21 protein-coding genes are annotated in these 26,796 nt (G+C 54.9%); 7 read left to right on the forward strand and 14 right to left on the reverse strand.

Features of this window, described 5'->3' with window-relative positions:
- Positions 1-9: 9 nt before the first annotated feature.
- From B4923_RS05755 to B4923_RS05790, 8 genes are all read right to left on the reverse strand, one after another.
- On the reverse strand, positions 10-1,575 hold the full coding sequence (locus B4923_RS05755) for an ABC transporter substrate-binding protein (RefSeq protein ID WP_109053395.1): 1,566 nt from the start codon (positions 1,573-1,575) through the stop codon (positions 10-12).
- Between the two features lie 36 nt (positions 1,576-1,611).
- Positions 1,612-2,829, reverse strand: a complete 1,218-nt coding sequence (locus B4923_RS05760) for a M20 family metallopeptidase (RefSeq protein ID WP_109053396.1) — start codon at positions 2,827-2,829, stop codon at positions 1,612-1,614.
- A gap of 388 nt (positions 2,830-3,217) precedes the next feature.
- Entirely contained in the window at positions 3,218-4,024 is an 807-nt protein-coding gene (locus B4923_RS05765) for an ABC transporter permease (RefSeq protein WP_109053397.1), read from the reverse strand.
- Positions 4,014-4,895: an ABC transporter permease gene (locus B4923_RS05770; RefSeq protein WP_211313924.1), complete on the reverse strand. Its 882-nt coding sequence runs from the start codon at positions 4,893-4,895 to the stop codon at positions 4,014-4,016. Before B4923_RS05770 ends, B4923_RS05765 begins: the two co-directional genes overlap by 11 nt.
- Positions 4,892-5,983, reverse strand: a complete 1,092-nt coding sequence (locus B4923_RS05775) for an ABC transporter ATP-binding protein (RefSeq protein ID WP_109053398.1) — start codon at positions 5,981-5,983, stop codon at positions 4,892-4,894. The genes B4923_RS05770 and B4923_RS05775 overlap by 4 nt, the downstream gene beginning before the upstream one ends.
- Positions 5,980-7,146, reverse strand: a complete 1,167-nt coding sequence (locus tag B4923_RS05780; RefSeq protein ID WP_245929497.1) for an ABC transporter substrate-binding protein — start codon at positions 7,144-7,146, stop codon at positions 5,980-5,982. The genes B4923_RS05775 and B4923_RS05780 overlap by 4 nt, the downstream gene beginning before the upstream one ends.
- Positions 7,097-9,094, reverse strand: a complete 1,998-nt coding sequence (locus B4923_RS05785; RefSeq protein ID WP_109053399.1) for a hydantoinase B/oxoprolinase family protein — start codon at positions 9,092-9,094, stop codon at positions 7,097-7,099. The genes B4923_RS05780 and B4923_RS05785 overlap by 50 nt, the downstream gene beginning before the upstream one ends.
- Entirely contained in the window at positions 9,091-11,175 is a 2,085-nt protein-coding gene (locus B4923_RS05790) for a hydantoinase/oxoprolinase family protein (RefSeq protein WP_109053400.1), read from the reverse strand. The genes B4923_RS05785 and B4923_RS05790 overlap by 4 nt, the downstream gene beginning before the upstream one ends.
- Before the next feature lie 236 nt (positions 11,176-11,411).
- Between B4923_RS05790 and B4923_RS05795 the strand changes: the two genes are divergently transcribed.
- Entirely contained in the window at positions 11,412-12,887 is a 1,476-nt protein-coding gene (locus B4923_RS05795) for a Sapep family Mn(2+)-dependent dipeptidase (protein WP_109053401.1), read from the forward strand.
- Positions 12,888-13,002: 115 nt separating this feature from the next.
- A complete protein-coding gene (gene dgoD / locus B4923_RS05800) occupies positions 13,003-14,184 on the forward strand; it encodes a galactonate dehydratase (RefSeq protein WP_109053402.1) in 1,182 nt (393 codons plus the stop codon).
- A 42-nt stretch (positions 14,185-14,226) separates the two neighbouring features.
- On the opposite strand, the gene B4923_RS05805 is transcribed toward dgoD, so the two are convergent.
- The 4 genes from B4923_RS05805 to B4923_RS05820 are packed head-to-tail and all read right to left on the reverse strand — an operon-like array spanning position 14,227 to position 17,590.
- Entirely contained in the window at positions 14,227-14,886 is a 660-nt protein-coding gene (locus B4923_RS05805; RefSeq protein ID WP_170116017.1) for a methionine ABC transporter permease, read from the reverse strand.
- Positions 14,883-15,674, reverse strand: coding sequence for a methionine ABC transporter ATP-binding protein (locus B4923_RS05810; protein ID WP_109053404.1), 792 nt, complete (start codon positions 15,672-15,674; stop codon positions 14,883-14,885). Before B4923_RS05810 ends, B4923_RS05805 begins: the two co-directional genes overlap by 4 nt.
- A gap of 36 nt (positions 15,675-15,710) precedes the next feature.
- Positions 15,711-16,541, reverse strand: a complete 831-nt coding sequence (locus tag B4923_RS05815; protein ID WP_109053405.1) for a MetQ/NlpA family ABC transporter substrate-binding protein — start codon at positions 16,539-16,541, stop codon at positions 15,711-15,713.
- 17 nt (positions 16,542-16,558) lie between these two features.
- A complete protein-coding gene (locus B4923_RS05820; protein ID WP_109053406.1) occupies positions 16,559-17,590 on the reverse strand; it encodes an isopenicillin N synthase family dioxygenase in 1,032 nt (343 codons plus the stop codon).
- A 722-nt stretch (positions 17,591-18,312) separates the two neighbouring features.
- Between B4923_RS05820 and B4923_RS05825 the strand changes: the two genes are divergently transcribed.
- The 3 genes from B4923_RS05825 to B4923_RS05835 all read left to right on the forward strand — a co-directional run bounded on the left by B4923_RS05825 (position 18,313) and on the right by B4923_RS05835 (position 23,106).
- A complete protein-coding gene (locus B4923_RS05825) occupies positions 18,313-20,208 on the forward strand; it encodes a methyl-accepting chemotaxis protein (protein WP_109053407.1) in 1,896 nt (631 codons plus the stop codon).
- Positions 20,209-20,526: 318 nt separating this feature from the next.
- Positions 20,527-21,894 (forward strand): pyridoxal-phosphate dependent enzyme, encoded by a 1,368-nt coding sequence (locus B4923_RS05830; RefSeq protein WP_109053408.1) that lies wholly within the window; start codon positions 20,527-20,529, stop codon positions 21,892-21,894.
- Positions 21,895-21,957: 63 nt separating this feature from the next.
- Positions 21,958-23,106 (forward strand): trans-sulfuration enzyme family protein, encoded by a 1,149-nt coding sequence (locus tag B4923_RS05835; protein ID WP_109053409.1) that lies wholly within the window; start codon positions 21,958-21,960, stop codon positions 23,104-23,106.
- A 136-nt stretch (positions 23,107-23,242) separates the two neighbouring features.
- Here B4923_RS05835 and B4923_RS05840 read toward each other — a convergent pair whose 3' ends face one another.
- Positions 23,243-24,331: an NADH:flavin oxidoreductase/NADH oxidase gene (locus tag B4923_RS05840; protein WP_109053410.1), complete on the reverse strand. Its 1,089-nt coding sequence runs from the start codon at positions 24,329-24,331 to the stop codon at positions 23,243-23,245.
- Between the two features lie 87 nt (positions 24,332-24,418).
- Here B4923_RS05840 and B4923_RS05845 point away from each other — a divergent pair, with 87 nt between their 5' ends.
- Positions 24,419-24,721: an ArsR/SmtB family transcription factor gene (locus tag B4923_RS05845; protein ID WP_109053411.1), complete on the forward strand. Its 303-nt coding sequence runs from the start codon at positions 24,419-24,421 to the stop codon at positions 24,719-24,721.
- A gap of 58 nt (positions 24,722-24,779) precedes the next feature.
- Here B4923_RS05845 and B4923_RS05850 read toward each other — a convergent pair whose 3' ends face one another.
- On the reverse strand, positions 24,780-25,676 hold the full coding sequence (locus B4923_RS05850; protein ID WP_109053412.1) for a PHP domain-containing protein: 897 nt from the start codon (positions 25,674-25,676) through the stop codon (positions 24,780-24,782).
- A gap of 220 nt (positions 25,677-25,896) precedes the next feature.
- On the opposite strand from B4923_RS05850, the gene B4923_RS05855 reads away from it, so the two are divergent.
- Positions 25,897-26,772 (forward strand): LysR family transcriptional regulator, encoded by an 876-nt coding sequence (locus B4923_RS05855; RefSeq protein WP_109053413.1) that lies wholly within the window; start codon positions 25,897-25,899, stop codon positions 26,770-26,772.
- The last annotated feature ends 24 nt before the right edge of the window (positions 26,773-26,796 follow it).

Here is a 26,796-nt window from a genome sequence, read left to right on the forward strand (position 1 = left end):
CTTCTCCGCTTACTGCGCCGTTACGCTGACGTTCCACAGTATCGGCCCGATCAGATCCCGATAGCCGTGAACATTGTGTTTTACCGCCACGGCATCCGGTGTCGTGCGTCCCAGAACAATTACCGGCAGATAGGTCCAGGTCTGAACGTGAAGTTTATCCACCAGTCCTCTGGCATCCTGCAACGACGACGCCTGTTTGATGTCATCCAGCAACGCATCGATTTCCGGGCTGTTGCTCAAGCCAGGAAATTTGGCGCGGGAATCGAGGAAGGGATACTGGTGCAACACCTGACGCATGGAAAACTCCAGCGCGCATAAATCAAAGTTTTTGGGGTCCTGACGACGCTGTAGCACCGTGGCCCAATCATAGACATCAAGACGGGATTTCACGCCGATCTGCTTGAGCACCTGCTGCGCGACGATAGCCAGATTATACAGCTCGGCGTACTCCTTGGTGGCGATAATCACCACCTCCTCGCCGTTGTATGCGGATTCCTTTACCAGACGGCGCGCCTCGTCCAACTGGTGCTGATTCCAGTATGGCTTGCCAGCTTCGCTATACCAGTCCACCTGTTCGGGGAAACCCAGCGAGGAATCTTCTTTGAAAAACCGCGGATCGCTGTAACCCGCCAACAGCACCTGATGCACATCCAGCGCCAAATTGAACGCCTGACGCAGTTTTACATCGGCAAACGGCCCGCGGTTTTTGTTGAACAGATAAGTGATGAGCGATCCGCCCGCCTCAGGACGGTATAACGTCACATCGCGCGCACTGTTCAGCGTATCGATATTGTCTTTCGGCAGATCGAAGACCACATCATATTCACCGGTCAACGCCCCTGCCAGCCGGGTTGATTCATCGGTGATGTAGCGAAACCAGATATCCTTCACCTCCGCCTTCTTCTGCCCTGACAGACCGTTCGCCGGTTCGCTGCGCGAGACATAGCCGTCATAGCGGGTAAGGTGCAGGTAGTCCCCCTGTTTAAATTCCGCCAGCTTGTACGGGCCGGTGCCAATTAACTCACTCACTGGCTTTTTGCTGGCGTTGGCCTCATCGATCAGGCGCTTGGGCATGATCGCCGCCAGATTTTTCAAATCAGCCAGCACATTCAGGGTAATCAGCGACGGCGATGGAACCGTCAGTTGCACGGTGCGATCGTCAACGCGGGTAAATTGAGCGCTCGGCAGGTTGGCTTTCCCCTGAGTGGAAACATCCAGCCAGCGGTTCATCGAGGCTACCACGTCATCCGCCGTCAGCGGCTGGCCGTCATGAAAACGTATCCCGTCGCGCAGCACGAACGTATAGACCTTACGATCGTCGCTGAGCGAATAGCGTTCAACCAGATCCGGCACCGGTTCGAACCGATCGTTGATGGTAAAGAGCTGTTCAAAAATATGGCGCACCACGTCCGTGGTGGCGCTATTGGTGGTCAGGTAAGGATCGAGCGTGCCCGGCCGCTTGCCGTAGGCGATATTTAGCGCTGCATCGCGGTTAACGGCGTCAGCCTGCGCGATTCCCCAGGGTAAACTGGCCGCCAGCAAGAGCGCGGCGACAGGAACGGTAAACCATTTCATTGATGGGAAACTCCCTTGTTATCATGATATTCGTCGTTAAGCCGCGTCCGTCACCGCCCGGCGATCGGCAAACTCGTCTTTCACATCCTGTAGCAGTTGGGCATCGGTCAACAGCCGCAGTCCGGTACGGGCCAGAACCTGTGCGCCGGTAATCAGCGCGGCATAACCGAGCGGCGAATTGGCCGCCTCACGGAACGGCACGGTGTGGCCGATCAGATCGTCAGGACCGATTTTGATGGTGGGATGCGCCGTCGGCACCGCGTGGCTGATATCGCCGGCATCCGTTGAGCCAAGGCCTTCTTTGGCCGTTTGATCGACAATCTCACCCGCAGTGGTGAACTCCTCCAGTAAGATCGCATTCAGCGTATGGTTGATGCGGAAATCACGCGGGCCAACCTGATGTTCAATCTTTACCGTCGTCCCGGTCGCCAGCGCAACGCCATCCGCAATGGCGCGAATGCGCGGTTCCAGCGCCACGACTTCCTCACGCGTTTTAGCGCGGATGTAATAGTGCGCGCTGGCGTATTCCGGAATAACGTTCGGCGCCTGACCGCCATTGGTGATAATGCCGTGAACCCGCACGCCATCAGGAAGCTGCTGACGCAGCACGCTGATGCCGTTATAAAGCAGCACCAGCGCATCCAGAGCGTTCACGCCTTTATGCGGCGAGCTACCGGCATGGGAAGGTTTGCCGTAAAAATGGAAATAGAGATGATTATTTGCCAACGTAGGGCCGGTGAGACGCGTTTTGCCGGAGGGATGAACCATTAGCGCCGCATCCACGTCATCAAGAAAACCGTGTTCGACAAAGCGGGCCTTCACATTGCCATTCAGCCCCCCTTTACCACGCAGGCCGCCCTCTTCCGCTGGCGTCCCCAGCACCACGACCTTGCCGCCGGTCTGGTCAATCACTTCCGCCAACGCAATCGCCGCCGCCAGACTGGTCACGCCGATAATGTTATGACCACAGGCATGGCCGATTTCGATCAAGGCGTCATATTCAGCGAGGTAGGCAACCGTCGGTCCCGGTTTGCCGCTGTCCTTTTCCGCATAAAAAGCCGTTTCATGACCGGCAACGTTTAGCGTCACCGTAAATTGATGTTTTTTCAGCAATGCCGTCAATAATCCGCTGGCGTAATATTCATTATTACCGGTTTCCGGATGTGCATGAATATCTTTGGCAATCGCGATATATTCCTCGCGATACCGTTCAATACTATGACTGATACGTTGTTGTAAGGCTATGTTTCCCATACTGATTACCCTTTTATTTATGTCACGCAGCAATGGACTGGATAAATAATGTTATATTTCCACCCCTCCAATAATCTGGTAACGCTTTAATAATCAACCGGTTTAGGGACGCACCAAGACCGCCCTTGCGTGTTCAAACGCGGGAATGAAATAAAATTTATAGCTCTCCACCATCGCTTAACGCAACGTGCCGGATATCTGCCTGACGAGTATAAAAATAATAACGCTGGTTCTAATTAGCTATTTATCTATTACTATAGCGGCAACCGTTCATTTCTTTATATAGAGATTCAGGATAAGGATATTTAATAAACGGCATTGGCTTGCCTGTTCAGACAATAACGCTGAAAACAGATAATCAAATACGTTCACCGCCAGCGCGCTACTCTTAGATAATTTTCGTCAGACCAATGCTTTTCTCAATAGCGATCAATACCAGTACCGCAATGGCGATAAAAATCACCGAGATGGCGTTTACCGTCGGGTCGAACGTTTGATCCACATAGTTGAAGATACGCACCGGCACCGTAATGGTGTCCGGCGCGGTGAGAAACAGGCTCACCGACACCTCGCCAAATGACGTGACCGCCGCAAAGACCGCGCCTGCCAGCATACCGGGTTTAATCAGCGGTAGCGTAACATGGCGGAAGGTATACCAACGCCCCGCGCCCAGACTCATCGAAACGGCTTCCAGACGCCGGTCCATGGCCGCCAGACTGACGCTGACGGTGCGAACCACATAAGGCAGCGCCACCACCGTATGACCGATCGCCAGTCCGGCCACCATGCCAGCCATACCGGCTGCGGTCAGCACATACAGCAAGGCGATGCCCAGCACCACCTGCGGGATCATCAACGGCGAGAGGATAAACGCCTGCAAGCTCTCCCGGTAGCGAAAGTCCAGCCGCGCCAGCGCCCAGGCGGCAAAGGTGCCGACAATGACCGTAACGGGCGTCACGATGACCAGCAACAGCATGCTGATGGTTAATGACGACTGCCAGCCTTCATCGTCGAATAACGCCCGAAACCAGCGCAGCGATCCCCCCCGTGGCGGAAACTGCGGATACGCCTCCGGGCTGAACGCCGACAGCACAATCACCAGCACCGGCAACGCCAGAAAAGCATAGACCAGCATACCGGCCAGCGTGACCACGCCCTGACGCAAACGCGTCATAACCGAACGATCAGCGACCATAATTTTTCCTCTCCCAGCGTTTCAGCACCGTCCCCGCCAGCCCGGCCACCAACAGCGTGATAACCAGCAGCGACAGCGACAGGGCGGCGGCCAACGGCAGATTGGCGATCTGCATTGCCTGCTGATAAATGGCGATAGGCAGTAGCGGTTGCAGCCGACCGCCAATCAGCAACGGCGTGATATAGCTACCCGCTGCCAGTGAAAACACAATAATGAAGCCTGTCAGCATGCCTGGCAGGGTCAACGGCAGCACCACCCGCCGGAAGGTTTGCGCTGGCGTGGCTCCCAGACTCATCGACGCCAGCCGCAACGACGGCGCGATCTCATTCAGCGAGGTAACCAGCGGCAGCACCGCAAAGGGCAACATCACCTGCACATAGGCAATAATCACCGCGTTCATGTTCCACAGCAGGCTCAGAGGCTGGGGGATCAGGCTGGTCGCCATCAGAAAGCTGTTAATCAGGCCGTTTTGCGCCAGCAGCACAATCCAGGCGAAGGTGCGGATCACCACGCTGGTTAGCAACGGTGAAATCAGGATCACATACAGCAACGTGCGCCAAAACCGCTGGCGGGTAGTAACCAGCAGCCAGGCCGCGGGCCAGGCCAGCGCCACGGTCAGCAGCGCGGTCAACACCGATACCCACAGCGTCGTCCAGAGCGCGTACAGGTATTCATGTTGGGTAAATACCGTCAGATACTGCGCCAGACTGAATCCCGACAGCGGCTCCAGCAGGCTATCAACGTTGGTCAGGCTTTGATCAACGAGTAGCAATAGCGGCACCAGCAGAAATAGCAGCAGGAACACCAGACACGGCATCAACATCAGCCACGGAAAGGCGTTCTGCTTGATACCCATCAACAGACGGTTCATGAGGCGGCCGCCTCCGCAGGCAGCACAATCACATCTTCCGCGTTCCAACTCAGAAAACAGGTGTCGCCCGCGTCGGGCAGTTTGGAAAACGCGCGTTCATCCGCCTGCACCAGCAAGTCTCCGCCGCCTGGCAACCGGCAGGTCAGGCGAATCGAGGCGCCGGCATAACTGGCCTGTTTCACCGTGGACGCGCTACGGTTGACGCCCGGTTCCAGCGGCGTCGACGCCAACGAGATGCGTTCCGGCCGGATGATCGCCAGGGTGGCTCGCGGATCAAAATCCGTCGCCGCCAGCGTCAGCGGCTGAGCGTCCGCACTAAACCGATCGGTAGCCCGATAGCCGCCGAACGCCGCATCCGCCGTCACTGACAGCAAATTCGCCTGACCGATAAACTCGGCGACAAACCGGTTTTTCGGCGACCGATACAGTTGCAGCGGCTGGCCGACCTGCTGAAGATGGCCATGACCCAGAATGCCGATACGATCGGAAAGCGTCAGCGCCTCTTCCTGATCGTGCGTCACCAGTACCGTAGTGATGCCAACACGCTGCTGCAACGCCCGCAGTTCGTCCTGCATCGCCTTGCGCAGCCGGGCATCAAGATTGGAGAGTGGTTCATCCAGCAGCAGCACCTGAGGCTCAATCGCCAGAGCACGGGCAATCGCTACCCGCTGCTGCTGCCCGCCGGACAATTGATGCGGCATCCGCGTCTCCAGCCCGTCGAGCCGCACCTGTCGCAATACCTCATTAACCCGCCGTTGCTGTTTGTGACGGCTGGCGCGCCTGACCTTAAGCCCATACGCGACGTTCTCTTCCACGCTGAGGTGGGGAAATAACGCGTAGTTCTGAAATACCATGCCGATGTTGCGGCGGTACGGCGGCCAGTCGGTCACATCCTGACCGGCAATCCACACGCGGCCGGTGGTGGGCGCCAGAAACCCGGCAATAATATTCAGCAGGGTGGTTTTTCCACAGCCACTCGGCCCCAGCAGGGAAAAAAATTCGCCCTGCCGGATCTCGATACTGACGCCATCCAGAGCCCGATGAGCGTCAAACTGCCGTTCTATCGCTTCAATCGAGACGGCGCTCATTGTCCTCCCCCCAGCGCCTTGCTCCAGCGGCTGGTCCAGTCGGCCAGTTTCGGCGTGGCGGTGGCGTAATCGATCCAGATCAACTTGCTATAAGCCTCTTCGCCCACCTGTACCTGCTGCTTCAACGTCGCGCTGTACTGCACGTCTTTGTTGGTCATGCCATAAAGCGACTTATCGGAGAAGGCCTTCTGCACCGTATCGCTGGACAGCGCATTCACCAGTTTGTAGGCATTCGCCAGATTCGGCGCGCCTTTGGGAATAACCCAGTTGGCTGCGCCCACCACCGGCCCGTCCGATGGGTAAACGAAATCCACCTTCATCCCCTGCTGCTTCAGGGCGAATACGCGGCCGTCCCAGTAAGGCACCACCCAGGCGTCGCCGCGCTCCAGCAGGGTCTGGATCGCACCGGGGCTGTCAGGAAACGCTACCGCGTTGCCGCGCAGTTCCGCCAGCTTGGCGAAGGCTTTGTCCACGTCAGCCGGGTCGTTCAGCTTGCCACCCAGTGCGTTCACCAGACCGGCAAAGAACTGTAAACCAGCAGCATAGGTTGGGGACGAAATCGCCACGTGCCCTTTGTATTCCGGCTTCCATAAATCCAGCCAGCTGGTGGGTGGCGTCTTGACCAGATCGCTGCGATACGCCAGCCCCAGTTGACCCAGGCTGAACGCGGCGGCATAGGTCTTGTTGTCGCTGACAAAGCGCGACTGCACGCTCTGATACAGCTTGTCCAGATTCGGAATGTGCTGCGCATCCAACGGTTGCAGCAACCCCGCTGCTACCGCACGCTGCACCGTATCCGGCTGAAAAACCACGATATCATAAGGCGCCCGACGGCCTTTGGCCGCGCGCAGCTTGGCAAACCACTCCGCGTCGGCGCCGGGCACGACGGTCAATTTGATGTTGTTGTCTTTGGCGAATTGCTCCAGCCCGGAGGCGCGGATATTCTTCTCCCAGTCACCGCCATATACGCCAATCACCACCGAGTCGGTGGCCTGTGGCGTTGCCGACTCGGCGTAAACGGTCGTCGCAAGGCTTCCTGCCAACGCGGTAAGTACTAATGCCCTGATCACTGTGACACGCATATTTTTCTCCTGGTGGGTAAATCGCACGCTTTCACGTTGCGGATAGCGATAAATCGCGCCGTTCCAATGCGGCAACGGCATCGGCGAAACCTTGTCGGGCAGAGTCGATAGTGGAATAAGTTTCCTGCGGAAAACGCGGCGGTAAATGGGCCAGCGCGATGGCGTAAACCCGCTGGCGATAACGACGCCGTTCCTCCGGCGAGAGCGGATATAACAGGGTATTGAGGCGCGTCATTTGTTGCGCGTCAAACACCGCCTGCCAGTTATCACGCGCCTGGCCGAACGACGATCGCGGTGCGGCACCGGCTCTGAGCAGGCCGGTCGCGGCGCGATCGACCTCGCCATTGCGGATCGCCACGCCATACTGTTCGCGGGCAACCTCCGCGCTAATCAGCTGATTATCAACGTCGCGCTGTACGGCGGCGATATCACGGGTAAACGGGTCGCCCCAGCCGCCGCCGCCCGGGGTTTGTAGTAAAATTTCGTCGCCGGCTGTTACGCTGAGCAGATCGATTTTACCCAGCGTGACGGCGTCACCTCGCCCGGGGTTCAGTGTCATAGCCGCGCATTTGCCCGGTAAACCGCCGCACACGCCCCACGGCTGGAACACCATACGTTCCATGCCACGCGCCAGAATGGTGCTGTCGTCCTGAAGTATGCGGATACGGATCTGTTGCCCCATGCCACCGCGCCACTGCCCCGCACCCGCCGAATTTTCACGCAAGGCGTATTGCAGAATTTCGATATGCGTTTCCGCCTCCACCATTTCGACCGGATTGTTCGCCAGATTTGAGATGCTATTGTCACGGCCATCAATGCCATCACGACCGGCACGTCCGCCGCCGCCGCCCACCATCGGCTCAATCACTTGCACGTTCTGCTCGCTGCCCTGTCCCCGCGCTTCGGCCACCACCAGCGGGATAATCGTTCCGCCGCTGGCGGCTGGCATAATGTCGGCCAACGCCTGTCCCAGCAGACCATTAAGCAAATCATTGACCCGTACGGCGGTGGCATGCCGTACCCCCACCGCCGCCGGAAACCGTGGGTTGACCAGCGAGCCGGACGGCGCATACAGCGACACCGGCGCCAGCAGTCCCGCGTTAAGCGGTACGGTTTTATCCAGCGTGCAGACCAGCGCCAGAATGCGCAGCGTCAGCCAGGCGTGCGGCTCGCCGTGGCTGGGAATATTGATAGCCGCCGTCACCTGCGCATCGCTGCCGGTAAAATCGAGGTGTACGGCACCATCGTGAAAACGTGCGCTCAGCGCCAGCCGTACCGGTAGGCCGCTGCCCGCTTCATCGTCCAGATAATCCTCAAACGAATAAGTGCCGTCCGGAATACGCCGTAATACCTGACGCGCGCGCGCCGCCGCATAATCCTGTAAATCCTGCTGCGCCTGTAGCACATCCGCCGCGCCGTGCTGGCGAACGATCTGCTCCAGTCGCTGGTATCCTGCGTTGAGCGCCGCCAGCATCGCCTGAATATCCCCGGCGTTGGCATCCGGGGTACGGCTGTTGGCTGCCAGTATATGCATCAGATCGCGATTAATTTCTCCCGCCCGTACCAACCTGACCGGCGGAATTTGCAACCCTTCCTGATAGATATCGCTATTGGTGGGAGAAATGCTGCTGGGCACGCGTCCCCCCACATCGGAAGCATGCAGAAAAGCCCAGCCCCAGGCGACAATCTCGCCATCAACGAACCACGGCGCCAGCAGTTGCAGATCCGGCAGGTGGGTCGCCAGACCGCGCGAGCGATAAGGATCGTTGGTAAGGATCACATCGCCCGGCTGAAGATCTTCAACCGCCTGCATGGTCGGCAGGCAGTTCAGTCCGACAAATCCCGATACGCCAATGCCGCGCGGGTAGGCAAAAAAACGACCGTGACGATCGGCGATGGCACAGCAGAAGTCTGCGGTTTCCTTGACATAGAGCGTACGTCCCGTGCGTTGCAGGATATGGCACATCTCCTCGGTCAGCGCGGTCAACTTGTTGTTGAGAATTTCCAGCGTAATCGCATCCAGTTTCATCGGCGCTCTCCTTCAGACTGGCGCACAATCAGCAGGTTGCCCTGCGCATCCAACCGCCCCAGCCAATCAGGTAAAATCAGCGTAGTGGTATCGTCCTGCTCAACAATAGCCGGACCGTTCAGCACATCACCGACCCGCAGCGCATTACGTTGCCAAACTGTGGCAGATTGCCAGCGCTGACGATGATAAAAGACCCGCGTAGTCGGCGGCGCGGTCGCCGGCAGCGGCCCGGTAGGGATCTCGTCCGGCAACGGCGGCAGCCATGCCGTAAGCGAAAGCCGTAATGTGGTCAAATCAATCGCGGCATCGCGATTGGTAAAGCCGTAACGTTGCTGATGCAACTGCGTGAAGGCCCGCACTAGCTGGGCAACGCTGATACTTTCGACATCATCCAGTGCGACGGTCAGTTCATAGGCCTGGCCGGCATAGCGCATATCCGCCTCAACGGCTAGCGTGAAGCGCTCGCTGAACGCGGCCACCTGTTGGGCGAACCACGCCTGAGCCTGTTCGCGCAGGGCCGCCAACGCAACGCGGATATGTTCAAAAGTGGCCTCCGTCACCGTGACCCGCAGACTGCGGACAAAGTCACGGCGAATATCCGCCGTCGCCGCGCCCAGAGCACAGAACGTGCCGGGACGCGGCGGCACCAGAATCCGTGTGATGCCAGCCTCTTCCGCCAGCAGGTTGGCGTGGGTAGGCCCCGCTCCGCCAAACGGCACCAGCGTCAACGCATCGGGTGTTGCGCCGTGCTGCGCCAGAACTTTATTCAATTCGGTCGCCATCTGCGTAGTCGCTACCGCCAGCGCACCGCTGGCGGCCCGCTCCGCCGCATCATCGCCTGTCATCCCCAGCGGTGCGGCCAGTTGAGTCAATGCCGCGTGGGCGCGAGCGGCATCCAGCGGCATTGAGCCGCCGAGAAACGCCTCAGCCTGTAAAATGCCGCTCACCAGATAACAATCCGTTATCGTCGGCTGTTCGCCGCCGCGGGCGTAGGCGACCGGTCCCGGATCGGCTCCGGCGCTTTCCGGTCCAACTTTCAAAATACCGTATTCATCGACGTACACGATCGAGCCGCCGCCCGCCCCAATCGCCGACACGCCGACAACCGGCAGGATGAGCGGCAGACCGCCGATATCGGTCCGCGTGACCCGTTCGATCTCCCCGCTGACGGAAAGCGAAATATCGCTGCTGGTGCCGCCCATATCGAAGGAGATAAAGCCGCCGCCTCCGGCGTTTTTCACCCGCTGCGCAGTGGCGCTCACGCCGGAAGCCGGGCCAGACAGCAGCGTATCCACCGGACGCTGTCTGGCCGCGGCCAACGGCAATACGCCGCCGTTGGAGGCGGTAATCAGCAGTTCGGCAGCAATCGCCTCCTGTTGCAGCAAATCAGCCAGCCGGGAAAAGTAGCATTGCATCAACGGTTGGATATAGGCATTCAATCCAGCCACCAGCGTACGTTCATACTCACGGATCTCCGGCCATAGCTGCGCAGCGGACAGCACCGGGATCGCCGGCAAACGCCCGGCGATTTGCTGCGCCAGATCGGCCTCGGCCTGCGGATTGGCATAGCCGTTAATGGTCATCAACGCCACGGCGCTGACGTCAAGCTGGACGATCTGGGCCGCCAGTTCATCAATCTCTGTCTCCGTCGGTCGCTGCGACCACACGCCTTGCGGCGTAAAACGGGCGGAAACCTCCAACACACGCTGACGCGGCAGAAATGGCGGCTCACGATCCGCATGAAAATCAAAAGAGGATGGCATCCGCGCCCGGCCAATCTCCAGTACATCACGGAACCCGCGGCTCACCACCAGCGCGATCTTCGCACCGCGCCGCTGAATAATGGCATTGAGTCCGAGCGTCGTGCCGTGCAGCAAGAGCGATAGCGCGCTGGCAGTAAGCCGGCTTTTGACCAGCAGCGCCAGCAGGCCATCTCGCACGGCGCGCGCCGGTTCATCCGGCGTACTAGGCTGCTTATGGAAAAAATACTGCTGACGAACAGGATCGAATAAAACAAAATCGGTAAAAGTCCCGCCGACGTCCACCCCTACCCGCACGCCGGTAGCTGCAAGTTTGTTCACCCCGTTCTCCTGATGGAAATGCGCTATGCGCCAAACAAACACCAAATGTTCTGAATAATCAGCAGTAGTTATCATGTCGGGAGGAAGCGATACGAATAACAAATTTTGCTATCGTTTGCCGGAATTCGGGATTAATACGAGATGCTTATATTTTTTGCGGATATCCATAGCAACAATCAAACTAAAGTACGCGGTGCAGATGTTTTATGTTGTCTCTTCATTTGGAGGAGGAACCCATGCCCGCACCCCTTACCCCACAGGAAAACGCCCTGTTACCCGAAATCGAACGTTGGATCGCCGCACATCGTGAATCGCTGATTGGCGAACTGGCGGAGTGGGTTGCGATCCCCAGCATCAGCCGCGCCGATCTCGCGCAGCCGGGCGCGCCTTTCGGTCCCGACTGCGCCCGCGTGCTACAGACGGCGCTGTCGCTGGCCGAGCTGGCCGGGTTTCGTACAGAACAGCATGACGGCTACGCGGGCTCAGTGATCTATGGCGACCACCCTGATGACATCGGGTTAATCAGTCATCTTGATGTGGTGCCGGCAGGCGAGAACTGGTCTTATCCGCCGTTTGCGCTGACCCGCCACGAAGACTTTCTGATTGGCCGCGGCGTGGCCGACAATAAAGGCCCCGCCATCCTGAATCTGTATTTGCTGAAGCTGATCCGTGAATTGAAGATCCCGCTGAAACATAATCTGCGCATTGTTTATGGACTGGCGGAAGAAACCGATATGGCCGATCTCGCCTGGTTCGCCAAACATGGACCGGTACCTCGTCTCTCTCTCGTCACCGATGGCAAGTTTCCGGTGAACTATGCCCAGAAAGGCCAAATCGCGTTTCGCCTGACCGTCGCGGATGCCGGCCTGCTTTCCACCTTCAACGCCGGTAATGCTGGCAACAGTATTCCGGCGACGGCGCAAATTACCCTTACCGGGGTGCAACGCGATCTGAACGGCGATACATTACGCGCTCCCGATGCAGGACGCGTCACGTTCACGCATGACGAACGCGGCCTGACTTTGCTGGCTGAGGGGATCGCCGGTCATGCCGCGTTTCCCGACGGCACGCTCAGCGCCGCGCTCGTCCTGCTGGATGCTCTGCTTAAACTGAACCTGCTGCCGCCACGGGAACGCACGCTGGCGAAAAACCTGCAACGGCTGTTTGCATCCCCTTTTGGCGAAGGAGCCGGAATTGCACAGGAAGACGCTCCGTCGGGCAAGCTGACGCTGAACGCCGGCGTCTGGCAGTCCGATGCGCCCGGTTCGCTGACCATTAGCGGCGACATCCGTTATCCGGTTACGCAAGATGGGCAAGCTATTATGGCAGCGCTGCGTGACCACCTGGCACAGTACGCCGCCGGTATCGAACTGCTTCCCCATTGGCGAGATGTTCCGCCATTTTACCTGCCGGAAGATGATAATATCCTTCAGGTGCTGCAACAGAGCTGGCATGACGTCACCGGACGCAGTGAGCCGGCCTATTCGATGGGCGGCGTCACGCATTCCAAAGTGCTGCCGCGCGCTATCACCTTCGGGCCCGGTTATCTACGCACGGCAGCGAACACCCCAAATTTCCTGCCAGCCGGGCATGGTTTGCCCCACGGCGCTGACGAAGCGATCCACCTGCCGTCGCTGCTGGCCGCCCTGCCCGTATATGTCATCGCGCTGATCCGGCTGGATGCTGCACTGCATGCACAACAAAACGGGTAGAGGCAAGCCAGTGCAACCTGATTCCAGTGCTGGCGTTGGCGCCACCATTGACAATAGATGATGCCTTATGATTAGACTCCATGCCTGACCATGAAAATTAGAAAGGCAATAATCGATGAAAATTACGGATGTGCGCACAATTTTAGCTAACCGCTACATGTTTGTAGAGATCACGACCGACGAGGGGCTGACGGGGATTGGCGAGTCCGGCGCCTGGGGATTTCTGGATGCCTCCAAGGGCGCGGTCGAGGCATTGCGCACCTATCTGATCGGTCAGGATCCCCTACGCATCGAGCACCACTGGCAGTATATGTACCGCTGCTGGCACTTTCGCGGTTCGGCCATTATGGGCGCCATCAGCGCCATTGATATCGCACTGTGGGATATCGCCGGCAAATATTACGATACGCCGGTTTATAACCTGCTGGGCGGCCGCTGCCGCGATAAAGCCCGTGTATACGCCCATGCGGGCGGGAGAACGACGGAAGAAACCATCGCCAATCTGAAAAAGGCGAAAGCCGATGGTTTTACCGCTATCGGTCACCTCACGCCTTTTCTGGACGAATCGCGTGATACCCCCTATTTCACCACCCACGCCAAAGAGATCGGCGAAGCCATTGAGCGCATCGGCCTGTACCGGGAAGCGGTGGGCAACGACGTGGATCTGTGTATTGAAGTGCATCGGCGCCTGAAACCGGCCGATGCGATCGTGTTTGCCCGCGGCATAGAGCCGTTTTATCCGTACTTTATCGAAGATCCTATCGGAGCGGACAATTTCGATTCCATGGCGGAGGTGGCGGACAAGATCAATATTCCGATCGCGACCGGCGAACGGTTGAATAACCCGCAAGAATTCGCCATGCTGATTAAGCGTAATGCGGTCGCCTACGTACGTCCTGATGTTTGCATGTGCGGCGGCATTACCGGCGCGAAGAAGGTTGCCGCGCTGGCGGAAGCGCATGATTTGATGGTGGTTCCCCATAACCCGCTCAGCCCGGTCTCCACTGCGGCCTGCCTACAGATTGCCGTCAGCATCCCGAATTTCGCCCTGCTGGAATACCCCGGCGACGACCAGCCTGCGCTATCGGAAAAATTTGGCGCCACGGGCGTCGAGAATGGCGTAAGGAAAAAAGACGTGGTGAAGAATACCTTCAAATGCGAGGACGGATTCATGGAAATTCCGACCCGGTCAGGCATTGGCATTGAACTGGCGGACGATCTGGAAGCGCGTTTTCCCTATCGCCGCCGGGGTCTCAAAACGCGGCTTCATGTGGATGGTTCGGTCGTTGATCAGTAAACGCTCAAACCAGAAAGGTGGCGGGCGCCGGCCCGCCTTGCACTAACGGCGATGCGCCAGCGAACGGATAATACGGTCGCCGACCGATTGTACCGCCTGTACCAGCAACACCAGGATCACCACGGTCCCGGCCATCACCCGATCGTTAAAACGCTGATAGCCATAACGAATCGCCAAATCGCCCAGCCCGCCCCCGCCGATCACCCCGGCCATGGAAGAAAAGCCGATCAGCATCACCACGGTAAGCGTAATCCCCGCCAGAATGGCTGGCAGCGCTTCCGGCAATAGCACCTTGCTGATGACATGCCAGACCGTTCCCCCCATTGAGAGGATAGCTTCGATCCTGCCGCGATCGACCTCATCCAGCGCGTTTTCCACCACGCGGGCAAAAAAGGGAAATGCCCCGACGGTAATGGGCACCACTGCGGCGGTGCTGCCCAACGTCGTGCCTACAATCAGACGAGTAAACGGGATCATGGCGATCAGCAGCACCACAAAAGGCAGCGAGCGACCGACATTGATAATGCTGCCCAGCGCCAGGTTGAGGCGCGGTAAGGGGAACACGCCCTCTTTACGGCTAATAAACAACAGCACGCCGAGCGGCAAACCGATCGCCACGGTAAACAGCGCCGCCAGCGCCACCATATAAAGCGTTTCCAGCGTGGCATTCAGCATCAGCGGCCAGAAATCCTCCCAGCTCAGGCGACTTTGCATAAATGAACATCCTCAATGCCGTGACGTCGTAAAAAGGCCGCTTCTGCATCATAATCCGGCAACAGCGCCTTGCGCAGGCGTGACGCAGGGTCCGCCAGTAAACGGCTCAGCGGGCCGCTTTCCACAACCTGCCCTTGTTCCAGCAAGGCCGCGTTATCACAAATCTCCTTTACCACCGCCAATTCATGAGTGATCAGTACGATAGTCAGGCCCAGTTGACGGTTGATATCACCCAGCAACGCCAGAACCGACTCCGTGGTTTCAGGGTCCAGCGCGCTGGTGGCCTCATCACACAATAGATAATCGGGCCGCACGGCCAACGCACGGGCAATCCCGACACGCTGTTTCTGTCCGCCGGAAAGCTGGGAGGGAAAGGCGCGCGCTTTATCGCTCAGCCCCACCAACTCCAGCAATTCCGCCACTCTGATCGCCCGCTCGCGTTTATTCAGTCCGGCAATTTCCAGAGGAACGGCAACGTTATCCTGTACATTACGCGCATGGAGTAAATTGAAATGCTGGAAAATCATGCCGGTTCGCTGCCGGTGCCGACGCAATTCCTGCCGCGTCAGCGTAGTGATATCCCGCCCGTCCATCAGAATACGGCCCGATGTGGGCCGTTCCAGTAGATTAAGGCAACGAATCAAGGTGCTTTTCCCTGCACCGCTGCGCCCCAGAATGCCATATACCGAACCATCCGGAATGGTCAGTGAGACATTTTCCAGCGCCGGCCGGGGATTATCCGGATAACGTTTCCCCAATCGTTCAATGGCTATCATGCGTGCCGCCCCGCGATTGATGACTATGGTTGATTACTACGATGACTTTCCGGCAACCGGAATAACCGAGCCTTTATAGCTTTCGTCGATGAAATCAGCGATAGACTTTGATTCCAGATCTTTAGCCAGCTGTTTGATGCGCGGATCGTCTTTCAACGCTGGCGTAGTGACCAGAATATTGGCGTAAGGATTATGGGTGGCGCTTTCCAGCCCCAGCGCATCTCTGGCGGGCACCAGTCCGGCTTCCAGCGCATAGTTGCCGTTAATCACCGCCAAATCGACATCATCCAGCGAACGGGGAATCTGGGGAGATTCGATTTCCCTGATCTTCAGGTTTTTCGGGTTCTCCGCAATATCCTTTGGCGTTGCCTGATCTTTCGATGGATCGTCATAACCGCTCTTCAGCTTAATCAGCCCCTCTTTTTGCAGCAGATACAGCGCGCGGCTGAGGTTGGTGACGTTATTCGGCACCGCCACCGTGGCGTTATTTTTCACCTCGCTCAATGCGTTGTATTTTTTTGAATAGATCCCTAACGGTTCAATATGTACCGTGGCGGCGACCACAAATTCTTTACCCAGCGCCTTTTCCTGATCGCGCAAGTACGGCACATGCTGGAAATAGTTCGCGTCCACATCCCCGTGTGCCAGCAACTCATTGGCGTTGACGCCGCTGGTCAATTCCACCACCTTCAAATCCAGTGATGGATCGATTTTTTTCACCTGCGCCAGAATTTCTGCATGCGGTACGGGGTCAGCCGCAACGCGCAGGGCCTCCGCCGCCTGAACCGAAAACACGCTGCCCGCAGACAATGCCATGCCGACGGAAAACGCCACGCCCGCCAGTGAGAAAATGCCACGCTTTTCCATATTATTATTTCCTGTTTTTAGAGAGTTATCGCTGTTTTGGTTGGTAAAACATCGTCGTAATAACGCGTTGCCACATCGGGATGGGAACGCAGCCTTCCCTTGAGATAATTCCAGCCCACATCACGCAGCAGCGGGTTGAGCGGATCGCTGGCAGGCCCCAGCGCCTGGGCGGCAAGATGGTCAGGAAGTTGGTATACCGGCACCACCGCGTCCAGTTGCGCGCCCAAAAAGAATGCGATGGATAAACGCGTCTGTCCCACCGGTGGAGACACCACGCGGTGCACCGTTGCCCGCAAATATCCATTGGTCGCCAACTCCAGCAATTCACCGATATTGACGACAAACGAGCCCGCCAGCGGCAGAGCGTCAATCCAGCGGCCCGGTTCGACTTCCACCTGCAATCCCGGCTGATCATCCTGTAACAGAAAGCTTAAAAAGCCGGAATCCTTGTGCGCCCCGACGCCTTGCCGCTTGCCGTCTGCGGGCTGACCGGGATAACGAATCAGCTTGATATGCTCGTTGGGTTTGTTGCCATACAGCGCATCAAACGCGGTAATCGGCAGTTCCAGCGCTTCCGCGAAGGCTCTCAGCAGACGCAACGACATACGTGTCATGGCCTGCTGCCACGGTAAAAGAACGGTTTTCAATTCAGGCAACGCCGTTGGCCACAGGTTTGGTCCCTGCAACCGCCGCCAGCGCGGATCGGTTTCCGACAGCGTCAACGCAGGCCGCTCCGCGCCGATATCGAATTGTTCACGCCAGTCAGGCTGACTCAGGGTCAGTTCGGAACCGGCCCGGTTATAGCCGCGAAAATGGGGAGAATGAATCATGGCGACACGCTGTTTTTCTTCTGCCGGTAAGGCAAAGAAATCTCGCGATAGCTGTTGAAGACGCTGCTGTAGAACAGCATCAATACCGTGGTGAGTTAAATAGAAAAAACCAACGTCCCGCGCAGCGTGATTCAGGGTTGATAAAAATTGCGCCCGTTGTTCAGCGTTTCCGTCAAGCAGCGAGAGATCGAGTATCGGCAGGGACTGCGTATTGCTCATGGCTGACTCCGTTAATTACCCAATAAGGATTGATAAAATAGAATTTGGAGTCACAGCAACAACGATAATCAGACATCATGGGCCTCTTTAATCTTAATGAGAATAAAAAAAACGCTATTTATCCTTTTCTGGAAAATCAATCGGAAGTAAACGGAGGTATAAATTAAATAAACAAAAATCATTTATACTTATATCTCATACCGATTCGGCCTTTCCAATCGATTACCTGATTCACTTTCCTTCATTAATCCCGATTTGCCTGATGGGGTAAAATACTAATAATTAAAAAGCTAATCAAAATAATTGCTATACCCTAAATAACCCGAGTTGCAGGAAGATGGCGACACCGGGACAAGTTCGTCGGGAACGAATCTGTCCAGCCGGCGGCTGGACTGGGGAGAGCGAGAAAAACCCACGCACAGGCAACCAGAAGGATGACGGGGATATAGCGTATAAATTTCGTGACTACGAGGACTTTTAATGTATTCAATTCCCTCAGCGAGGAAAATAATAAGCAAAAAATAACAATAGATATCCTTCTTAGTAAGTTAACCGCGGCGTTGCATTCGGGCTTCCTGATGCCGAATGTTCCTGTCGGCGGAAATAACGTGATGACATCATCAAAGTTGTAATAATGTGAAGATAGTCACTCAAGTTACTTTTTAGGATGCCGTTGACCTTATTCGAGCAATTATGCTTTTTCAGCTTAAGTGGTGCGCAATATGCTAAAAACAACACAGTCCCGCTTTACCGTTTCTATCATTGGTTTTTTTACCCTACTTCTCATTGTTACTATTGTAGTCATTAAGACGTTTGTTGCCCCACAATTGACCACGAATGAAGAGCGGCTTGTTCGCTATCAGGTTGATTCTCTTGCCGCTACCATCGTGGAGCAAATGAACCGGGTACAAGCACAGCAACGCAGTATTACCGAATCGGTCAGCATAATGGATAGCGCATCCATTGACGTCTTGCTGCCGGCGCTGGTCAATCAGTATCAGGACACCACCGTGTTCGGCGGTGGTATCTGGCCTTTGCCGAACCAGCGCGATCCAGAGCGCGATAAGTTTTCGACCTTCTTCGCCCGCGACAGCAGTAATCAACTCAAAGTGAATACCTACTGGAACTCGCCGGAAGCGGATAAATATTATGAGCAGCCCTGGTATAAAGATGGCATGGCGGCGGCCAAAGGCATGTGCGCCTGGGCAAAAGCATATCAGGATGCAGCCAGTCCACAGCCCCGAACCAATTGCGCCATGGGAATCTATCGCAACGACACGCCCTGGGGCGTTGCCACCATTGATGTGACGCTCGGCTTCTTTAATCTTCTGGCGAAGACGATGGGTGAGGCCATTAACGGTCGGGTGCTGATTATTGAAGCCGATGGCAAAGTGGTGGGTAACGCGGAACTGGTCGACAGCGCCCCTAAACTGGAATATCTCAGTGCGCTCACCTTGCCGATGGCCGCCCCGCTCAGCGCCATGCTGAAGGACGTAGGTCAGGATCATATTCAGGGCGAATATGATGCCGAAGACGGCAACCATACGCTGTTCGTTCAGCAAATTGCCGGTAGCCCCTGGTATCTTGCCAGCGATGTTCTCACCAGCCAGTTGACGTCGCAAACCAGCAGTATGCTGACCCGTCTGGGCGCCGTCCAGCTTCCGCTGGCGATTATCCTGCTTCTGGTGTTGCTGGGTTTTATCCGCTCGATGATGAAACGCCTCAACACCCTGAATGAGAATATTCAGGCGCTCTCGACAGGGGGCGCCGATCTGACCCAGCGCCTGCCAGCCAGCAGCAGCCCGGAATTCAATAATGTCGCCCGGAGCTTCAATGATTTCATCTCATTCCTGCAAGATCTGATGAATCAGGTCGGCGATAGCGCACTGGCTATCACCGCCGCTTCACGCCAGATAGCCAGAGGCAACATGGATTTATCCTCACGTACCGAAGAACAGGCCAGTTCGATTGTACAAACGGCGGCGTCGATGGAAGAGTTGACCGGCACGGTAAAACAAAACGCCGACAATGCCACCCATGCGAACAAACTGGCCAGCGATGCTTCACTGGTCGCCGAACGGGGAACGCAGGTAGTGAAAGAGGTCGTCTCAACCATGGGCGAGATCAACATATCATCACGCAAGGTCGTGGATATCATCAGCGTGATTGACAGCATTGCTTTCCAGACCAATATCCTCGCGCTGAATGCCGCCGTTGAAGCCGCCCGCGCCGGAGAACAGGGACGGGGATTCGCGGTGGTTGCGTCGGAAGTTCGTAGTCTGGCACAGCGCTCGGCCAACTCGGCCCGTGAAATCAAAAAGCTGATTGAAGAGTCTGTCTCCAGCATTGACGCCGGCAGCCAGCTGGTAGAGCAAGCAGGGAAAACCATGGATGAGTTGATGTTAGGGGTCAGCAATGTGACGACGCTGATGGGTGAAATCATGTCCGCCAGCCGTGAGCAAAGCATGGGCATTGAGCAGGTGAATCAGGCCATTAACCAACTGGATAGCACCACTCAGCACAACGCCGCGCTGGTTGAAGAGGTTTCCGCCGCCGCCCGGGCGATGGAAGAACAAAGCGAACAACTCGAACAGGTGGTGCAGAGCTTTAAACTCTAATCCTTGCCTTAATCCGTCAGGGACAAGCCCACGCAAGGCTTGTCCCTTTTCTTTACCTGTTCACGCCGTCATCTTCCACGGCTTCCGACTGATATCCACGTATCTGACGTTACCAACAAACCGGCCTGCACGGTTCCGATACGTCGCTATACCGTCGGAAGGATATACGTCCACACCGCTACGCCTCCACACATCCTTACGGCCAAACAGAATATTATATTAAATAATCGCATATCTATTGGTGATTTATTTCGTTTATATGCCATTTGTAGCAGATCTAATATGTCCCCTCGATTCCCACCGAGAAGTGAAAGATAGATGGAAACCCAAACCTCCGTTCTCGACTTTATTGGTCATACCCCACTGTTGGAACTCACCCATTTTGATACCGGGCCGTGCCGCCTGTTCGTAAAACTGGAAAACCAGAATCCCGGCGGCTCGATTAAAGATCGGGTGGCCTTATCCATGGTGGAACATGCCGAACAGCAGGGCTGGCTGCAACCCGGCGGAACCATCATCGAAGCCACCGCCGGCAATACCGGACTGGGGCTGGCGCTGGTGGCGGCGCTGAAAGGCTACCGGCTGGTGTTGGTTGTGCCGGATAAAATGAGCCGGGAGAAAATCTTTCACCTGCGGGCGCTGGGCGCAGAGGTGCTGCTGACCCGCTCCGATGTCGCCAAAGGACACCCGGACTATTATCAGGATTACGCCCGCCGGCTGGCGGCCGAAACGCCAGGAGCCTATTACATCGACCAGTTCAATAATCCGGCTAATCTGGCGGCGCATTACCGCACCACGGCGCCGGAGCTGTGGCAGCAAATGGATCATCAGATCGACGCGATAGCCGTTGGCGTGGGTTCCGGCGGCACATTGGGCGGTCTCAGCCGTTACTTTGCGCAGGTTTCGCCGCAAACCGCTTTTATTCTGGCGGACCCGGCCGGTTCAATCCTCACCGACTACCTGCACCACGGCACCTATGGTGAAGCCGGAAGCTGGCTGGTGGAAGGCATTGGGGAAGATTTCGTTCCGGCGCTGGCCAATTTTAATCAGGTCAAACACGCTTACGCCGTCAGCGATGCCGAATCTTTCCATACCGCCCGCCAACTGCTGCGCAAAGAAGGCGTATTGGCCGGTTCGTCCAGCGGTACGCTACTGGCGGCCGCCCTGCACTATTGCCGCGAACAGACAGAACCGAAGCGCGTGGTCACGCTGATCTGCGATAGCGGCAATAAATATCTGTCAAAGATGTTCAACGATTACTGGATGATCGAACAAGGGCTGATTCAACGCCCGTCTCACGGCGATCTGCGTGATCTGATTGCTTACCGGCACGATGAGGGCGCCACGGTTTCCGTTTCTCCCGATGATACGCTCAGTATCGTTCACGCCCGTATGCGTTTATATGATATTTCCCAGTTGCCCGTATTGGAGAATCAGCGCGTTGTCGGCGTGATTGACGAGTGGGATCTGCTCAATAGCCTGAAGAACAACACGCAGCATTTCTCGCTTACCGCCCGTGAAGCCATGTCCGATCAGGTCAAAACGTTGCCCAAAGAAGCCTCCCGCGATGAACTGCTGGCGATATTCGATCAGGGCTATGTGGCCGTCATTCTTGATGGTGAGCGTTTTCTCGGTCTGATTACCCGAACCGATGTTCTGAATCATTGGCGGCAAACGCTGCGCTAAGCGTATTTCCCTATTCCGTACTTTTTCGCTCTGGATGTTTTTATTCTATATAAGGAGTTATGTATGTCGCAATTTGATACCCAGACGGTTCACGCGGGTTACACCCCGGACAGCACCGGCGCGGTCATGCCCGCCATTTATGCTACGTCCACGTTCGCCCAGCCTGCGCCGGGCGAACATACCGGCTATGAGTATTCGCGCAGCGGCAACCCAACCCGCGCCGCGCTTGAAGCGGCGATTGCCGAACTGGAAGGCGGTCTGCAAGGTTTTGCTTTTGCCTCCGGACTAGCCGCCAGTTCAACCATCCTCGAACTGCTCGATCAGGGCAGCCACATCGTGGCGGTGGACGATCTCTATGGCGGCACCTGGCGTCTGCTGGAAAATGTACGCAAACGCACCGCCGGACTACAGGTTACCTATGTCGATCCCGCCGATCTTCAGGCGCTGGAGCAGGCGATTACCCCGCAAACCCGCCTGATCTGGGTTGAAACGCCAACCAATCCGCTGTTGAAACTGGCAGATTTGGCAGCTATCGCCGATGTCGCCAAAAAGCATCGGTTAATCAGCGTAGCGGATAACACCTTTGCTTCCCCGGCGCTTCAACGACCGCTGGATCTGGGATTCGATATCGTTATTCATTCCGCAACCAAGTATCTGAATGGGCATTCGGACGTGATTGCCGGCCTGGCGGTCGTCGGACGAGACCGGGAACTGGCGTCGCAGCTCGCCTATCTGCAAAACGCCGTCGGGGGAATTCTCGATCCATTCAGCAGTTTCCTGACCCTGCGCGGCATCCGGACGCTGGCGCTGCGGATTGCGCGACACAGCGAAAGCGCACTGGCGATTGCCCAATGGCTCGAACAGCAGCCACAGGTAGAGCAGGTTTATTACCCCGGATTACCGTCGCACCCGCAATATGCACTGGCACAAAAACAAATGCGCGGCTTTGGCGGCATGATTTCCGTCCGGCTCAAAGGGGATGAGCATTACGCGCGGGAGGTCATTAAAAAAACCCGTCTGTTCACGCTGGCAGAAAGTCTGGGAGGTGTAGAAAGCCTGATTAGTCAACCTTTTGCCATGACACACGCCTCGGTTCCACTGGAAAAACGGTTACAGAAAGGCATTACGCCACAGCTGGTGCGTTTATCCGTCGGCATCGAAAATGCGCAGGATCTGATCGAGGATTTGCGTCAGGCGCTGAAGGTTTCTTAAAAGAGACCGCATAAGAACGCGCTAACAGACGGTTTTCCCTCTGGCGTAAAAAGGGCTGAGTTGGGAGGGATCTTCAGGATAAGCCGCACGGATGCGGCTTAAGCCAGCGTCACGGAATAAGAATCACGTTACGCGATTAATATCTTTCAAGCCAATGGGCATAGGGCGCAGGCAATGTCCATGAGGCACGTTCGATGCCCAGTTCACGGGCGGCATAATAGCTCCAGTGCGGATTGGCCAGATAGGATTTACCCACCAGCACCAGATCCAACTGCCCGGATTTTACGGCTTGCTCAGCGAGTTCCGGCGTACCAAAGCCCCAGGCTGATGACACCGGAATATCCGCCTGCTGGCGAACCTGCTGGGCAATCGGCCCCAGGAAGGCGGGTCCCCAGGGAATGTTGGCGTCCGGCGTAGAAAAACCAATACTGACGCTGAGCATATCAAGGCCGTGCTGTTTGAAACGGCGCGTCAGTTCAATGGATTCCTGCAAGGTTTCCTCATCACGGCCGTCAAATTCAATTACGCCAAAACGCGCCGTCAGCGGTAAATGCTCCGGCCAAACTTCGCGCACCGCCGCCAGCGTTTCCAGCAGGAAACGGCTGCGATTATCGAAGCTGCCGCCATATTGATCGCTGCGCTGGTTGGCATGTGCCGAGAAAAAGCTCTGCCCCAGATAGCCATGAGCAAAGTGCAGTTCCAGCCATTCAAATCCGGCATCACGCGCCCGACGGGCCGCGTCCACAAAATCCTGACGTACCCGGTTGATATCTTCCAGCGTCATTTCCCGCGGCGTTTTGGGTAGATTGCCGCCGAAAGGGATCGCGGAGGGAGAGATCGTCGGCCAGCCGCGGGCATCGTCGGCCGCGATATGATCGTCGCCTTCCCACGGAATGTTGGCGCTGGCTTTACGCCCCGCATGACCAATCTGGATACCCGGCACCGAACCTGCGGCCTTGATGGCCTTAACCACGGGCACAAATGCCTGTGCCAGATCATCATTCCAGATACCGGCGCAGTGTGGCGTGATACGGCCTTCAGGCGCGACGGCCGTGGCTTCAACGATCACCAGTCCGGCGCCTCCGCGCGCCAGACTGGCGTAATGCACCTGATGCCAGTCATTGATCAGGCCATCGTTAGCGGAATACATACACATCGGAGGAACCGCGATACGGTTACGCAGCGTAACGTCTTTCAATTTGAAGGGTTGAAATAATGCTGACATGGTATTTCCTCAGTGGTTAGATTACTTCCATATTTCGATATTAATCGAACAATAGATTTTAAACAACCTACCCACTATAATTCATTCATGAGACCCTTTAAGCACCCTACAGCCGACGAATTCATCCTTGAGCGCGTACTTTATGCCCTGAGCGACCCCATGCGCATGGAGATCGTCCGTCGTCTGGCCTCGCTGGGCGAAGCCACCTGCGGCGAACTGGACGGCGGTCGTCCTAAATCCAGCGTATCGCACCATTTCCGGGTACTGCGCGACTCAGGACTGATTCATACCACCAATATCGGCACCACGCACATGAACCGACTCCGTCATGGCGAGATGGAAGCGCGTTTCCCTGGCTTGCTGGCAGCGATCCTATCGCAGAAGGATTGATACGTTGAGCGTCGGTGATCTTATCGCGATCTTGGTCCAAAAACTCATTCAACTGGAATCATTTCATGGTCAATAACTCCACAAGATTCATGATTTTTTGGTAGTGTCTATAACTATAAGTACAATCTCCAACATCAATCTCAGGCTTATTTTTCCCATGAAAATCACTACCGCATGACACGAACATATTTTTTGAACAAGCATAATCATATAAAAAATCAGACAGTTTATCGGTATGATAGCTGGAGAAGACCTCAACACCTGCCACCCCTACTGATAACATAGCATTAAGCGTTTTTTCATAGTTATTCTTAATATTTGCACCTATGTGAGCAATGATCGGAATACCATTATTACCTTTTATGATTTCGACAATCCGTTCAAGCTTAGGATAATTCGCGGCTACATAACATGGCTTGCCATACCCGAAGAAATCCCAATAAAAGTTAATTAACGGCATATTTGAACGCTCGCCACCAGCTCTATATGGAATAAGTAATTCGTTACTTTTATTTCTATCATCCTGAAGAATTAATTCAGCCATTTGCTCTTCCTGTGGGATCTTACCAGCAGCCAACTGACAAAGATTTTCTTCATCGATAAAAAAACCAAGCGCTTTTAGTTTCTCAATTTTTAATGGTGCAAGCCCAAGCTGTAGTTCAAAAAAATTCTTTTCAATTAATTCAAAATCAGAAAAATCAGTGTCAATACCATAGCCAAGTAAATGAAAATTCTTTCCCTGAAACGAACAGTCAATTTCAGTGCCAGGGATAATCGTGATTTCATTTCCTGACAACCCCTGTTTTTTTACTTCGTCGATAGCATTAATAGAGTTGTGATCAGTAATGGAAATTATATCGATACCATGAGATATACATCGTTGAACCAAGACGTCAACAGGCAAATCAGCATCGTCACTATAATTTGAATGCATATGTAAATCGATCTTCTTCATGGTGGTACCTATTAATTTTTTAAAAAATAAACTTTCATTGTTTGATCCATCTAATATGACGTCGTTTGAGTTAATGCTTTCATATAGGATTTGATTACTAATGCCACGATCGTATTATTACTGTTGTCTATTGCAGAATAGTTAACTATTGCTACATAGCTAAACATGGGACAAACTGCTTGTATAATGGAAAAATTTCTTTTGGTGATAGAGGATTGGAATGGAGATCAGACAACTACGTGCTTTCGTCAAGTTAGCGGAATGCCTAAGTTACAGAGAGGCTGCTGATAAACTATGGTTAACACAACCTACATTAACTAAACAAATCAAGATGTTTGAAGATGAATTAGCGCTGATCCTGTTCATTCGAGATAACCATGGTACACAACTGAGCCCTCACGGCCAGGCTTTATATGATGATGCAAAAAATTTATTGGACGAAATTGATAGATTTAAAATACGTTGTCAATACATGAAACAAGGGAAAGAAGGTAATTTATCGATAGGTTTTATTAACTCGGTTTCAGCGTTGATTCCTGGTTTTATTTCCCCTTTTCGGGATTGCTATCCTGAAATAAATATTCAATTGAATGATAGTTCATCTCCTTTACAGAAAGAAAGGCTGCTTTCAGGGAAAATGCAAGTTGGATTCATGCGTTTACCCGTTGAACGTCCACTGGCATACAAAAAAATCGGGCAAGATCATTTAGCAATTATTTATAATGAGAAAATAAAGTTAAATGAAACAAAATTAATAGAAACAATAAATAAATACCCCTTATTAGTTATTGATGCAAAAGTTTGTCCTGGTTCTGCATTTCAAATTAACCAATTCATGCTAAAGAATAACATACATGGAATGTCAATTAATTATGTGAACAATGTAAATAGTTTAATGGCGATGGTGGAATCCCAAATTGGCATAGGCATTTTACCACAAAATAATATCCCTATAAATAATTCAAGAGTCATTTGTGAAAAATTGACGGGTGAACACGCCAGTTGGGATATTGGTTTAGTTTGGAATAACAATATTAATGATCTTCCCCGTGATAATTTTATTAAAATGGTTCTTAGTATTTTGAACCAAAAATAACGATTAAAGCATATTCGTTCGCGG

Source organism: Brenneria roseae subsp. americana (assembly GCF_003115815.1).
GTDB classification, from domain to species: Bacteria; Pseudomonadota; Gammaproteobacteria; order Enterobacterales; family Enterobacteriaceae; genus Brenneria; species Brenneria roseae.